Raw genomic sequence first — 13,344 nt, 5'->3', positions numbered from 1 at the left:
TGATTAAACCTGGAGAGCACGCAGATGGATGGATTTTCGAGTTTTGTCGTCTTCTTTTTAGTCCTGGCAGTGGTGATTGTTCTGATGGGGGTCAAATCTGTCCATCAGGGTATGGAATACACTGTAGAACGTTTCGGTCGTTATACCCGCACTTTGCGTCCGGGCTTGAACCTGATTGTTCCGGTTATCGACACTATCGGTCATAAAATCAACATGATGGAGCAGGTGCTCGACGTGCCTTCGCAGGAAATCATTACCAAAGACAACGCCATGGTACGGGTTAATGGCGTGGTATTTTTTCAGGTGATTGACGCCCCCAAGGCTGCTTATGAAGTCAGTGGTCTGGACAATGCCATTCTAAACCTGACGATGACCAATATCCGGACTGTGATGGGCTCGATGGATTTGGATGAGCTACTTTCCAAACGGGATGAAATTAATACCCGCTTGCTGGGCGTCGTTGATGACGCCACGACTCCCTGGGGTGTCAAAGTCACCCGCATCGAAATCAAGGATATCGAACCGCCCGCCGACCTGGTGGAAGCCATGGGCCGGCAGATGAAAGCCGAGCGTGAAAAACGCGCCAATATCCTGGATGCCGAGGGCGACAGACAGGCAGAAATTCTTCGTGCTGAAGGGGAAAAGCAGGCTGCGGTGCTGGAAGCAGAAGGTCGGCGTGAAGCCGCATTCCGTGATGCCGAAGCTCGGGAAAGGCTGGCTGAGGCTGAAGCCAAGGCGACGATGATGGTGTCGGAGGCCATTGCCAAGGGCGATATCCAGGCGGTCAATTATTTTGTTGCTCAAAAATACGTGGAAGCGCTGAAAGACATGGCATCAGCAGATAATCACAAGGTCATCATGATGCCACTGGAAGCCAGCAATGTGATTGGTTCGGTGGCAGGTATTACTGAACTGGCCAAAGAGGCCTTTACCAGGAAAGGAGCCTGAGCATGTCCTGGCAAATTGATTTCTGGTACTGGTGGATATTCGCCGTAATTTTGGTGATTATTGAAATTCTGGCCCCCAGCTTTTTTGCACTGTGGATGGCTATTGCTGCTTTTTTGACCGGTCTGGCGCTATTACTCATGCCGGAAATGGCCTGGCAGATTCAGTTGCTTGTGTTTGCATTACTCTCGGTTTTCAGCATCATACTGTGGCGACACTATTATCTGAAAAATCCGATTCTGAGTGATGAGCCCAATCTGAACCGTCGCGGCGAACAGTATATTGGCAGAGTGGTAACACTGACATCGCCGATTACCGATGGCGTAGGTAAAATACGGCTGGATGACTCGACCTGGAAAGTGTCGGGGCCAGACTGCGCCAAAGGCACCAAAGTTAGAATTATCGCACTGAATAATGTGGTATTTGATGTGGAGCCGGAGCGCTGAATGGGGTCTACCGTTATCGATCTCTTGCACCGTGGCCGGCGGCAGGGCGGAAACCGCGATCATGGCCAGCTCGCAGCCATAGCTAAGTGATATTGCAGGACGTTTATGAGCGCTTTTTTTAACAGTGAGCTGACCCAGCAACAGTTTTTGACCCAGTATTGGCAGAAAAAGCCACTGCTGATCCGCCAGGCCTGGCCAGGCTTTGACCCTATCCTGAGTGTTGAGGAACTGGCCGGGCTCGCTTGTGAAGAAGAAATTGAATCACGGCTGGTGCTGGAGCAGGGTGATAGTGGTCCCTGGGAACTACGCCATGGCCCGTTCACTGACATCGACTTTGCTGCGTTGCCGGCAACTCACTGGACACTGCTGGTACAGGATGTCGATAAACATGTGCCGGAACTGGCCAGCGTTATGCGCCGATTTAATTTTATCCCAGCGTGGCGACGTGATGACCTGATGGTGAGCTTTGCACCAGAGGGTGGCAGTGTGGGACCCCATACCGATGGTTATGATGTATTTTTGCTGCAGGCCATGGGAGTCCGACGCTGGCAGATCAGTCATGCTCCCTTGCAGGAAGCTGAATTTATCGATGGTCTGGAATTGAAAATCCTCAAACAGTTTGAAGCGGATGAAAGTTGGGATCTGAAGCCGGGCGATATGCTCTATTTACCGCCTCACTTTGCTCATCATGGTGTTGCACAGAATGACTGTATGACATTTTCAGTGGGCTTCCGGGCACCGACCCAGCTGGAGTTGCTGGACGCTTTTATGCAAACCCTGACGGAACAGGAGCTGGGTATGCAGCGCTATCGTGACCCGGGTCTCCAGGTCGCGGAAGATGACATGTCAATTGATGCAGCCTCACTAAGTCGTTTTAAGAAAAGCCTGATGAATCTGTTCGAGCAATCAGATCACTGGATCAGTGATGCGGTCGGGCGTTTGATGACAGAGACCAAGCCCAGTTTGCAATGGCTGGCCGAACTGAGCACCAGTGAGCCGGTGAGCGAAGCCGAACTGGGTGAAAAGTTGCTGGGAGGACATCGGCTGGTACGTAACCGCTATATTCGCCTTGCCTGGCTGGAGACGGAGGCGGATTTCAGCGTCTATGCTGCCGGCGAGAGTATTAGTGTGGATAAGCAGGCAGCAGAGGCACTGCCGGTGTTATGTGGCGACAAGCCTATTGCAGTCGATACGCTGAAAGTTTTACGTGAACTGCCTTCAGCTGTTCCCGCCCTGTGCGATCTGGTGGCTATTGGCGCCTGGCACTGGGATGAAGCTGAATCCTAGACGCCAGTTCAGACTTTACGTGCCCGCTTGAAGACGGTTTTATGACATCTCGGGCAAGGCGGAATCCGGCTGGTTTTCTTGAAGTGCATTTCACAGCCACAATCATCACAGACAAGTGTCCCGACGGCGGCGATTTCGCCGGTATGATATTCCTGCGACCAACGTGCCTGGCTGGCGAGGCGGTTCCATTCCAGCCGGGTTTTATCGGCCGCCCGGGCGAAGAGTTCCAGCATGCGTTCTTCTACCAGACGCAGGTCAAAACTGAACCAGTTGGATAGTTCCTTGCCGGTCTTGTTGATGTAATCAGCAGCTTCATGCAGATCCCGCTTGACGTACGCTGCCACTTTATCCGCCTCTTCGCTGGTCAGTTCACGGAGTTCAACAGCCCGCTGACGCGCTTTGTCGATGTTACGTTGCAGTGTAGGCATGGTCTGTTCTTCTGCATCATCAAGCAAATCATGGACCCGTGCCATCATTTTGTCGTAAGCGTCGACCAGTTTTTTCTCAAAATTGTCCTGTTCCATCGCATTACTCCTTTAAACGTCAGGCTTTTTAAGATAACTTAGCACAAATTGATGCATCTAAGGGGGCCATTTTGAACACATTTCGTGGGGTTTTTCTGGTGGGTTTTCTAGCCTGTCTGAGCATGTTGCTGGTGGCTGGCTATTTCCAGTTTATTGAACATCTTGATCCCTGTCCGCTGTGCATTTTGCAGCGGGTCATGGTATTGGCTGTCGCCGTTGTTTTTCTGCTGGGCGCAATGCACAACCCCGTGAATACAGGTCGTCGCGTGTACGGCTTTTTTGTGGTTCTTTTTGCCGGTATTGGCGCTGCCATAGCTGGCCGCCATGTCTGGTTACAGCAATTACCTGCCGATCAGGTGCCGACCTGTGGTCCTGGCTTGAATTTCATCGTGGAAAACTTCCCGCTTAGCCAGGCGATTGATATGGTGCTGAGAGGCTCAGGCGAATGTGCTGATGTGATGTGGACATTCCTGGGCCTGAGCATTCCCGGCTGGACGCTGGTGGCGTTCGTAGTCATGATTCTGATCGGGCTGGGTCAGCTGTTTGGCAAGCACAAACAACCCGATTTCATCTGAGTCAGTTCGACTCAGTTAAAATAGCTCTGCAGCGGGGGAGAGGCATTGATGCCATGCGGAGCATGGCTGTCAATCAGCGTGCGCGGTAAACGATGCGGCCTTTGCTCAGGTCGTAAGGGGTAAGCTGAACAGTCACTTTATCGCCGGTAAGAATGCGGATGTAGTTTTTACGCATTTTGCCGGAGATGTGGGCTGTGACCACGTGCCCGTTTTCCAGTTCAACACGGAAAGTCGTGTTGGGCATGGTATCAATCACCGTGCCTTCAAATTCAATATGATCTTCTTTTGCCATAAACTCTCATGAACCTTAGGGTTAAAAAGCTCATTTTGCCGTAATATCACTGATTATTCAAAGCTTTTATCTAATTTACGCCAATTGGACTGATAGGCTTCGAGCGCCGAAAAGCGCGTTTTGTAGCGCATTTTAGGGCTTTCTTCGATCCAGTACCCCAGATAAAGCCATGACAGGCCATAGTTTCTTGTCAGCTCGATCTGTTTCAGGATGGCGAAAGTCCCGAGCCCCCGCTTGGGCATATCGGGATCGAAAAAGGTATAGAAAGCAGATGCGCCATCATTGATGAAATCAGTGACTGCGACGGCAACCAGTTTCTCAGCCAGCCTGAATTCGATAAACGCCGTATCGCACCAACTGCTGGTCAGAAAGTTGATATAGCTGTCACTACTCGGGTTATCCATTCCTCCACCCGGGTGCCGTCCAGACAGGTAACGGCGATAGAGTTCAAAATGTTCATGATTGAATTCCGCCGGCCGCACCCGCATTTCAATATCCTGATTTTGCTTGAGACAGCGACGCTGACTGCGGTTGGGTTTGAATTGTCCCAGATCGATCCTGACCGGGATGCAGGCTTCACAGTCCGGGCAGAAGGGGCGATAGATATGATCACCACTGCGACGGAAACCATGCTGAATCAGATGGCTGTATAGCGCCTTACTGGCAGGCTTGTTGGGATCAGGATAGATATTTCTTGCCCGTCTCCCTTCCAGATAGGAGCAGGCATGAGGTTGATCCTGATAAAAGTCGAGACTCATAAGCTTAACGGCAGATCCGGATCAATGTGCCAGGGCGAACTGACAGCGGGCTGGTAACAAAGCTGCTGAAGCTGGCCCAGAAATACTTCTCTTGGTATTTCTTCAGCCCCCATCCGGGCCAGGTGGTCGGAGTAAATCTGACAATCAATGACTGGCATGTCCCAACGTTTTAGTTGCTGACACAATGCGACCAGGGCGATTTTGGAACTGTCAGTCACAAAACTGAACATCGATTCTCCGAAAAAAGCCTTACCGATTGCCACACCATAGAGACCACCGACCAGTCGATTTTGTTGCCAGCATTCGACGCTGTGGGCGTAACCCAGCGAGTGCAGTTCGCTATAGGCTTTGATCATTTCTTCGTGAATCCAGGTGCGGTTATCCGGATCCAGGGGTTGATTGGCTCTGGGGGCCGAGCAGGCGTGCATGACCTGTTCGAAAGCCGTGTCCAGTGTGACCGTGATATCCTGTTTTCGCAGCTGTCTTTTCAGGCTTTTACTGATGTGAACACGGTTGGTGTACAGCACCATACGTGGATCGGGGCACCACCAGAGAATGGGGTCATTTTTATTGAACCAGGGGAAGATACCGTGGCGATAGGCATCCAGCAGCCTTTCGGCAGATAGATCACCACCTGCAGCCAGTAAACCATGCTCCGTCGCCTGTTCGACTGGCGGAAAGCGACTTTGTGTTGTGGCCGCTAACCATGTGATAGACATAGCATCAATCTTGTAGTTGTAAATTCAGTTCTTTAGCCCAGTTTATGGAATCAAGATAGGTTCTGACCAGCACTTCTTTTGGAATCGGGGAATGTTGCAGCACCTGCCAGTGACCGCGCTCATACGCGAGCGTATCGTGAAGCGCAAAACCGGCAGGCCCTTTTCGCTCGATTAACGCAGTTTTGAGCTCGGCGGACAAGGGCAATCGTTCAACAATCTGCGACATTGGACGATCCATGAGTGCATCCAGTGTAGAGAAAAGGCCAGCCGCAAAAAAAGTATCCGACTGACCTTTGTAATATTTGGCCAGCAGTTCACACATCCGGGCTCTTATCATTGCCACACTGCGCAATTCGTTGGGTTTGTCATCCATGCTGGACAGACACAACAGGCTCGCCCAGGTTTTGACTTTATTGATACCCAGCATCGTCACCGCCTGTTTGGTGCTGCCAACTTCACGCGGCAATCCAAAAAAGGCTGAATTGATGAGACGGAGCAGTTTGTAGCTGAGGCTCACATCCTGGTTAATGGTGGCTGCCAGATCATCAGGCTCAACATCCGGCTCCTGTAATTTGACCAGTAGTTCCATCAGGGTTTGCTGAGAGGGGCCGATCACCTTTTTTTCACTGGCTTGCGGCAGCGTGTAGAAAAAACCTTGCAGTAAATCGACATCATGACTTCGGCAGAACTGGTATTGATCGCCCGCGTTGACATTCATGGCGCACAGAACACGGTGGCGCTGGCGCCACTGTGGCAAAAACTCGGAGAGAGTGTGTGGCTGGAATTGATCCATGTCGATCAGCAGTGTTTGAGTTCGGCGTTCGCTGTTGCTATCAGCGTGACCGGCGAAACTAAAGGCAGTGTTACTGAACTGGGGTAAATCAGCGCCATTGATATCCAGCGTCAGAGACATACCGATGTTGGGTAATGCCAGCAGGGCACTTTGCCAGGATTCGGGGATGGTGAGCAGCGCTTTTTGCCGGTGGCTGATGCTTTGCAGGATGCCGGGAAGTTGCTCAATAAAGCCGGGGACGGGCGCGTCATCATCGAGTCTGCCGCCATCCAGGCCAAGAAATGAGAGGTGGTAACTGTCGACATCCAGCTGGTTGGGAATAAACAGGGGCTGGCGGTGAATGACGCCGGGATAAGCTTTAAGCAACTCAAAAGGCGCAGCTTGTTGGGCCATGGGCGGATGCTCTCTTTAAACAGGTAACCTCAAATCGATTCGCGACCTGAGAACGCATGAGACAGTGTACCACTGTCAATAAACTCAAGCTCTCCTCCCAGAGGAATACCGTGCGCCAGTCGGGTCACTTTGATCTGGCGGGCACGAGCCAATTCACTGATATAATGGGCAGTAGCTTCACCTTCCACGGTGGGGTTGGTGGCCAGAATCAGCTCGCCAATCTGTCCCTCATCCAACCACGCTACCAGCCTCGGGATACCCAGAGCTTCAGGGCCGATGCCATCCAATGGAGACAAATGACCGGATAACACGAAATATTGTCCCTGGTAGTGGGTTGCCTGCTCGATTGCCAGTACATCGCTGGGCATTTCGACAACGCAGATTGTATCCTGTTGACGGCGCTCATCACGACAGCGGACACAGAGCTCACTCTCGCAAAGAATACGGCAGCGTTGGCAATGACGCACATTACCGAGTGCTTCCTGCAGCGCTTTGCTGAGCCTTTCAGCGCCGTCACGGTTACGCTCAAGCAGGTTAAAAGTCATACGCTGAGCAGATTTTGGCCCCACACCGGGTAAGCAGCGCAGGGCCTGTATCAGTTCATCAATGCTGGGGCCGAGTGTCGCCATAGGTCAGACTTAAAATGGCATTTTCATGCCGGGTGGCATCATGCCTGACATCCGTTCCTGAGTGGTTTTCTCCACCTGGCGGTTGGCATCATTGACCGCTGCTGCGATCAAATCTTCCAGCATCTCTTTGTCATCTTCGTAGAGTGTGTCTTCAATCTCGATACGTTTGACGTCATGTTTACCGGTCATGGTCACTTTGACCATGCCACCGCCGGCCTGGCCGACGACTTCCATCTGGGCCAGTTCCTGCTGGGCTTTTTCCATATTGGCCTGCATTTGCTGGGCCTGTTTCATCAGGTTGCCTAATCCACCTTTCATGGCAATTCCTCTTGTTAATCGACAGGTTTGATTGATTGCTCAATTATACGGGCATTAAAAGTATTTTTGATGATTTCCACAGCAGGGTCGTTGTGAATCGCATCAATCGCCCGTTGTTGTTTTTCCGCTGCCTGTTCGGCACGCTCCACGGCAAGCGTCGGGCCAGCTTCAACATGTTTTGTTGGATCAGCAAACACCACTTTGAGTTCCTGCCCCAGTCTTTTTGACAGGGCCGCTTGCAGGCGTTGCTTGGATTTGTCTGTCGCCAGATGACCCAGTTCCGATGACAATGACAGGTGCACGGCCTGATGTTCTGTTCGGATCAAGGCACTGTTTTCTGCAAGCTGGCGGGTGAGTGCGGAGAGCTTTAATTCGGCGATGATTTGGGTCCAGTTCGCCGGCGACAAGTCCACAGAAATCAGTGTGTCCGCCGTGACCGGTTCAGGCTGGCTGAGAGGTTCTTTCACTGCTGCCGGGGTGGGTTCCGGTGCAGTCGATGACACCGTGGCCCGGGGTGTGGCCTCCTGCACTGGTGCCGGATCTGCTTGAGGGGGCGATTGGGGACGTTGTGGTTGAACTGCCGGGGTCTCATCGTCCTGACCGGATAAAGCCTGTTTCAGGGCTTGCCTGGCGGAAGTGGGTTGGGGCTCGGGAGGCACCGGTGTTGCAACCGGCGGTGAACTCACGGCCGGTTTACGGGGCGAGGGCGACTTTTTTAGCGGCTGGTCTCCAGTATCCGGGGCTGAAGTGGTCTGCGGCTGGAAGCTCAGCATTCTGAGCAGCGTCATATCAAAGCCGCTCTGCGGGTCGGCGGCCCATGACAGATCGCGTTTGCCATTCAGTGCGATCTGATAGAGCAGTTGTATGGTTTCCGGATCGAAGTCTCTGGCCAGTTCTGTCAGCCGTGGTGACAGGGATTCGGGCAAGTCCATGTCGGGCACGAGTTGCAGCGTGGCGATTTGCTGCAATGCGCCCAGCAATGAGTCCATTACCACGGCAAAATCCCGACCCAGTGCGGCCAGTTCGGCAGATTGAGCAAGCAAAGCCTTGCCATCCTGTTGAGATAGCGCCTGAAGCAGATCGCTGAGTTGATCCTGACTGATGCTGCCGAGCATCTGGAAAACGGTATCGCTGCTGACTTCACCGGCGCCGAAAGCGATAGCTTGATCCAGCAGGCTCAGGGCATCACGCATACTACCATCGGCTGCGCGGGCAAGCTGAGTCAGTGCTTCCGGTTCAAACTGAATCTGTTCCTGTTGCAGGATAAAGGCGAGATGCTCACTGATTTGGGTTAAATCCAGCCGCCGCAGATTAAACTGAAGACAGCGCGACAGGATGGTCACCGGCAATTTCTGCGGATCGGTGGTAGCAAACAGGAATTTTACGTGCGGAGGCGGCTCTTCTAGGGTTTTCAGCAGGGCGTTGAAACTGCTGGTGGAGAGCATGTGCACTTCGTCGATGAGATAAACCTTGTAACGACCACGGCTAGGTGCATATTGCACGTTATCCAACAGTTCCCGGGTGTCATCGACTTTAGTGCGTGAAGCCGCATCAACTTCGATTAAATCAACAAAGCGACCGTTGTCCACTTCGGTACAGCTTTGACACTCTCCACAGGGAGTTGAGCTGATGCCCTGTTCACAGTTCAGCGATTTGGCGAGAATACGGGCCAGGGTCGTTTTACCGACGCCGCGGGTACCGGAAAATAGAAAAGCGTGATGCAGACGGTTCTGATCGAGGCCGTTGATCAGGGCGCGCAGAACATGCTGTTGCCCGACGACTTCCGCAAAGGTTTTAGGACGCCACTTGCGGGCCAGAACCAGATAACTCATCAGCTATACGTTGACCTTGTCCAATAAGGGTGGTGACCCACACCAGCCGAATCTCGGCGCCCGAGTCCGAAGGCTCCGCTGCTCCCTTCCGGGCCTGACGGGTTGACCAACATATCGTCGCGAGGAGACCGATGCAGGCCACCATAGAAGCGACTATTCTATGCGTTAAAAGTCAGTTTTTCCATCACCGGATTGTAATTGCAGTGAGCAGGGCAGCATAAACAAGCACTTAGGGTTATGATGAGTAAGAGGATGCGCTAAAGGGAATTGATTTGCGCACTATGAATCAAGCGAATCGTTAAAAAAATTGATGATGCCTTAATCGGCGCCGATAGCCATAGTGGGCTTAGTTTGTATCAATCTCCATCGCGCAGTGTTGCACAGCGAAAGGAAAGGAAAACATTTCATGTGGAGAAGAGCGTGTTGTTTCTGAAGCGCCGGTTATTCATTGCCACAGCCGTCAACCTGGTTGTTTTCCTTGTCTACCTGGCAAGCGGCTGGCTCAGTCTGCAGATTTCTGCGATCAATACGTTTACTGCAGTGATCTTTTTCCCGGCTGGTATTGCGCTTGCGGCTTGTCTGACTTATCGCTTTCATCAGGTGTTACCGGGAATTTTTCTGGGCGCCTATCTATTAAATCTGTTTTTTACCCAGACTCAGAATGTGTTGTCACCGGCCGCACATCTTTTGCCACTGGTCATTGCGGTCGCTTCCAGTCTGCAGGCGGTTGTCGGTGCTGTTGTTATCAGACGTTTTGTCAGTGCTGAATTCAGTCTGAGTCATGAGCGTGAAATTCTGCGTTTTATCGCTGCGGTGCCGCTGATCTGTCTGATCAATGCCACAATCAGTGTCAGCGCATTGTCAATGCACCGTGATGGCGTCGAGGTCTTCCTGGCTAACTGGGCCGGCTGGTGGGCAGGAGATTCGCTGGGTATTCTGATCGCGCTGCCGTTAATGATGAGTTTCTGCGGCCGACCCCGCCAAATCTGGCGCAGCCGGCGCTGGTTAATCAGTATTCAGGTCATCGTTTCTTTGCTGATCATTGTTGCTCTGACCTATGAAATCAGACAATTCGAAAACCGCAGGCTGGATGACCGCTTCAATATTCGCACCCAGGAAGTGGGTACCCTGTTCAGGGTGGCATTACGTTCAGAGGAACTGATTCAGGAGAGTGTGGCGCAATTGTTTGCTGCGTCAGATGAGGTGACCCGCGAAGAGTTCAAAGAGTTTGTCAGCTGGAGTAACAGCTTTGAACAGCAGCATATCCAGGTGATCGAGTGGCTGCCGAAAATAACCCATGCTGAACGTGCAGCTTTTGAGCAGGAACAGCAGGCGTATTTTGGACCCGGCTTTAGCATCACCGAATTCAACGAACGTGGCGTGCTGGGCCCGGCTGCAGCGCGAGAGGTCTATTTCCCCATCACCTTTCTGGAGCCGGAATGGGACAATACGCTGGCACAGGGGTTTGACCCGACTTCTTCACCGGTCTCCAACGCAGCGATACAGCAAGCGATTGAAACAGGGGCTCCCCGGGCCCGGGGGCCGCTGACAATCCTGCGTGATAAATCGCCTGTTGATGCCTTGATTATTTACCGGGCGGTCTATCAGCGATCAGATGGCAAGATGACCCTTGCACCGGGTATGGGAGAGGTCGCGGGGCTGGTCAATATGGTGATCCGCATAGAGGATTTTATCAACGACATACTCCGGAACGATGAGAATCGCGATTTCACGTTGCAATGGCTGGATGTGGAGACGGGGGATTATTACTATCGCCAAACGGTAAAGACGGCGTTATCGATGGCACATGATGTGACCTTTGAGCTGGCCGGCCGGGAGATGAAATTAATCTTCAATCCCACCCCCCATTATCTGGATAGTAATCAATCCAATCTGGCTAATCTGGCATTGATTGGTGGTTTCTTACTGGCTGGTTTGTTTTCGCTGTTATTTCTGAGTATCACCGGACGCACTTATCGTGTTGCTGCGGAGGTTAATCAGCGCACAGAAGAATTATCGGATGCCACCCGGCGAGCACAGGCATCAGAGCGGCGAATTCGTGATGTTTTGGAGAATATGCGTCAGACAGAGCAGAAACTGTTGCTGTCCGATGTTGCCTTCAACTCCACCAGTGAGGCCATGATCATCACCGACGCGATGAAACAGGTGATTGCCGTCAACTCGGCCTTTACCCAGATGACCGGGTATACAGAAGAGGAAGTCGTCGGCCAGTACCCGGACTTCCTGGTGACCGGCCTCAGTGAGAAAGACTATCAGCAGTTCTCCGAGGTTTTCTGGCAGGCTATGTACTCGGAGGGCATCTGGCGCGGCGAGGTTAAAAGCCAGCACAAAAGTGGCCAGACCTTCCCTGCCTATCTGTCGATGTCAGCGGTTTATGATGAATACCGCAACTTGACCAATATGGTGGCTGTATTCGCGGATATTTCTGAAGTGAAACAGGCACAGGCCACCATCGAGCGTCATGCCAACTACGATACATTGACCGAGTTGCCCAACCGCCGTTTGTTTACCGACCGCCTGGAACAGGCAATACGCCGCGCTCATCGGGACAATGAAAAGTTGTGCCTGATGTTCCTGGACCTGGATCGATTCAAGGATGTCAACGATACGCTCGGTCATGAATTTGGTGATGAACTGTTGCGACAGATGGCCCTCAGAATCCGGGATTGCGTGCGTGATGTGGACACCGTAGCGCGGCTTGGCGGCGATGAATTCACGATTATTCTGAGTGATTTTGACAATAAGAGTGATGCGGTTAGTATCGCCCGGAAGCTGATTACCGAGATAGAAAAACCACTCACCATCAAGGAACAGACGTTACGGGTGACCACCAGTATCGGCGTCACGTTTTATCCCGATGATGCACTGGAGACTGGCATGCTGATACAAAATGCAGACCGGTCGATGTATGCAGCCAAAGATATGGGCGGCAGTGCTTTCAAGTTTTACACCTCGGAGCTGGAATCAAGCTGGCGCTCCAGAACTTTTATTCTCAATGAACTGGAAGCGGCAATCGAGAAAGGGCAACTCGAAGTGTATTATCAGCCCTTGATTCCGGCCAGCACCCAAGACAGCGTCATCAGCGCGGAAGCCCTGGTGCGATGGCAACATCCTGAGCGCGGGTTGATACCACCGGCTGATTTTTTGCCCCAGGCCGAGCGCATGGGCATGATCGAAAAGATTGACGATTATGTTTTCAGCCAGGTTTGCCGTCAGATTAAAGCCTGGCAGGTCCGAGGTCTGGGTGATGTCTATGTGTCGGTCAACCGGTCAGCACATAATTTTGGAAATCAACGCGGCCGCCTGGACTGGCTGGCCTTTATCAAAGCGCAGGGCATTGATGCCAGCCAGATCACCCTGGAAATCACCGAAAGTGTCTTAATGCAGCGGCAGGCTGAAGCCAGGCATTTGCTGAAAAAACTGCGTCAAGCCGATGTCCAGATTGCGGTGGATGATTTTGGCACCGGCTATTCCTCCCTCTCGTACCTGAAAGAGCTGGATGTGGATTACCTCAAAATCGATCGCTCTTTCATCCGGGATCTGGAGTCAGATGACAATGACCGCGCGATCATCGAAGCCATCACTGAGATGGCAAGAAGGCTGGGCATTCAGGTCATTGCCGAAGGGGTAGAAACCGAAAACCAGCGCGATATATTGCAGCAGATTGGTTGTCACTGGCTGCAGGGTTATTATTTTGCCCGTCCCATGCCGGTTGACGAGTTTGAACAGTTTGTCCGCGATAACCCACAGATTGCTGAAAGTCACCTGCCTGGCAATCAGGGTGAGGCAAGTGATTGAATCTGTTGATTGTT

Annotated in this window: 13 protein-coding genes and 1 other RNA gene; 5 read left to right on the top strand and 9 right to left on the bottom strand. The window is 52.2% G+C overall.

Annotation, left to right across the window (positions count from 1 at the left end; translation table 11 throughout):
- The first annotated feature begins 24 nt into the window (after positions 1–24).
- The 3 genes from OMQ46_RS12230 to OMQ46_RS12220 all read left to right on the top strand — a co-directional run bounded on the left by OMQ46_RS12230 (position 25) and on the right by OMQ46_RS12220 (position 2,678).
- Positions 25–948, top strand: coding sequence for an SPFH domain-containing protein (locus OMQ46_RS12230; RefSeq protein WP_266237286.1), 924 nt, complete (start codon positions 25–27; stop codon positions 946–948).
- Positions 949–950: 2 nt separating this feature from the next.
- Positions 951–1,391, top strand: a complete 441-nt coding sequence (locus tag OMQ46_RS12225) for an NfeD family protein (protein WP_266237284.1) — start codon at positions 951–953, stop codon at positions 1,389–1,391.
- Positions 1,392–1,496: 105 nt separating this feature from the next.
- Complete coding sequence (locus OMQ46_RS12220; RefSeq protein ID WP_266237283.1) at positions 1,497–2,678, top strand: cupin domain-containing protein; 1,182 nt, start codon at positions 1,497–1,499, stop codon at positions 2,676–2,678.
- A gap of 8 nt (positions 2,679–2,686) precedes the next feature.
- Here the strand turns inward: OMQ46_RS12220 and OMQ46_RS12215 are convergent, their stop codons facing one another.
- Positions 2,687–3,202, bottom strand: coding sequence for a zinc ribbon-containing protein (locus OMQ46_RS12215; protein WP_266237282.1), 516 nt, complete (start codon positions 3,200–3,202; stop codon positions 2,687–2,689).
- A gap of 71 nt (positions 3,203–3,273) precedes the next feature.
- Here OMQ46_RS12215 and OMQ46_RS12210 point away from each other — a divergent pair, with 71 nt between their 5' ends.
- Positions 3,274–3,777 carry a disulfide bond formation protein B gene (locus OMQ46_RS12210; protein WP_266237281.1) on the top strand — a complete coding sequence of 168 codons (504 nt, stop codon included), beginning with the start codon at positions 3,274–3,276 and terminating at the stop codon, positions 3,775–3,777.
- 73 nt (positions 3,778–3,850) lie between these two features.
- Here OMQ46_RS12210 and infA read toward each other — a convergent pair whose 3' ends face one another.
- The 8 genes from infA to ffs all read right to left on the bottom strand — a co-directional run bounded on the left by infA (position 3,851) and on the right by ffs (position 9,645).
- Positions 3,851–4,069: a translation initiation factor IF-1 gene (infA, locus tag OMQ46_RS12205; RefSeq protein ID WP_009726411.1), complete on the bottom strand. Its 219-nt coding sequence runs from the start codon at positions 4,067–4,069 to the stop codon at positions 3,851–3,853.
- Between the two features lie 53 nt (positions 4,070–4,122).
- Positions 4,123–4,827, bottom strand: a complete 705-nt coding sequence (locus tag OMQ46_RS12200; protein ID WP_266237277.1) for an arginyltransferase — start codon at positions 4,825–4,827, stop codon at positions 4,123–4,125.
- Entirely contained in the window at positions 4,824–5,546 is a 723-nt protein-coding gene (gene aat, locus OMQ46_RS12195; protein WP_266237276.1) for a leucyl/phenylalanyl-tRNA--protein transferase, read from the bottom strand. Before aat ends, OMQ46_RS12200 begins: the two co-directional genes overlap by 4 nt.
- 4 nt (positions 5,547–5,550) lie before the next feature.
- Entirely contained in the window at positions 5,551–6,732 is a 1,182-nt protein-coding gene (locus tag OMQ46_RS12190; protein WP_266237275.1) for an EAL and HDOD domain-containing protein, read from the bottom strand.
- A 29-nt stretch (positions 6,733–6,761) separates the two neighbouring features.
- The gene (gene recR, locus OMQ46_RS12185; protein WP_266237274.1) at positions 6,762–7,361 is read right to left on the bottom strand and encodes a recombination mediator RecR; all 600 of its coding nucleotides are present in this window, start codon (positions 7,359–7,361) and stop codon (positions 6,762–6,764) included.
- A gap of 9 nt (positions 7,362–7,370) precedes the next feature.
- Positions 7,371–7,679: a YbaB/EbfC family nucleoid-associated protein gene (locus tag OMQ46_RS12180; protein ID WP_266237273.1), complete on the bottom strand. Its 309-nt coding sequence runs from the start codon at positions 7,677–7,679 to the stop codon at positions 7,371–7,373.
- 14 nt (positions 7,680–7,693) lie between these two features.
- Complete coding sequence (gene dnaX / locus OMQ46_RS12175; RefSeq protein WP_266237270.1) at positions 7,694–9,511, bottom strand: DNA polymerase III subunit gamma/tau; 1,818 nt, start codon at positions 9,509–9,511, stop codon at positions 7,694–7,696.
- 37 nt (positions 9,512–9,548) lie between these two features.
- Positions 9,549–9,645, bottom strand: an RNA gene (gene ffs, locus OMQ46_RS12170) — signal recognition particle sRNA small type.
- Between the two features lie 286 nt (positions 9,646–9,931).
- Here ffs and OMQ46_RS12165 point away from each other — a divergent pair.
- Positions 9,932–13,330 (top strand): EAL domain-containing protein, encoded by a 3,399-nt coding sequence (locus tag OMQ46_RS12165; RefSeq protein ID WP_266237269.1) that lies wholly within the window; start codon positions 9,932–9,934, stop codon positions 13,328–13,330.
- Positions 13,331–13,344: the final 14 nt, after the last annotated feature.

This window comes from Methylophaga sp. OBS1 (assembly GCF_026319365.1).
Note: the sequence above shows the minus strand (reverse complement) of the source record. Positions and strands in the feature narration are given on the sequence as shown.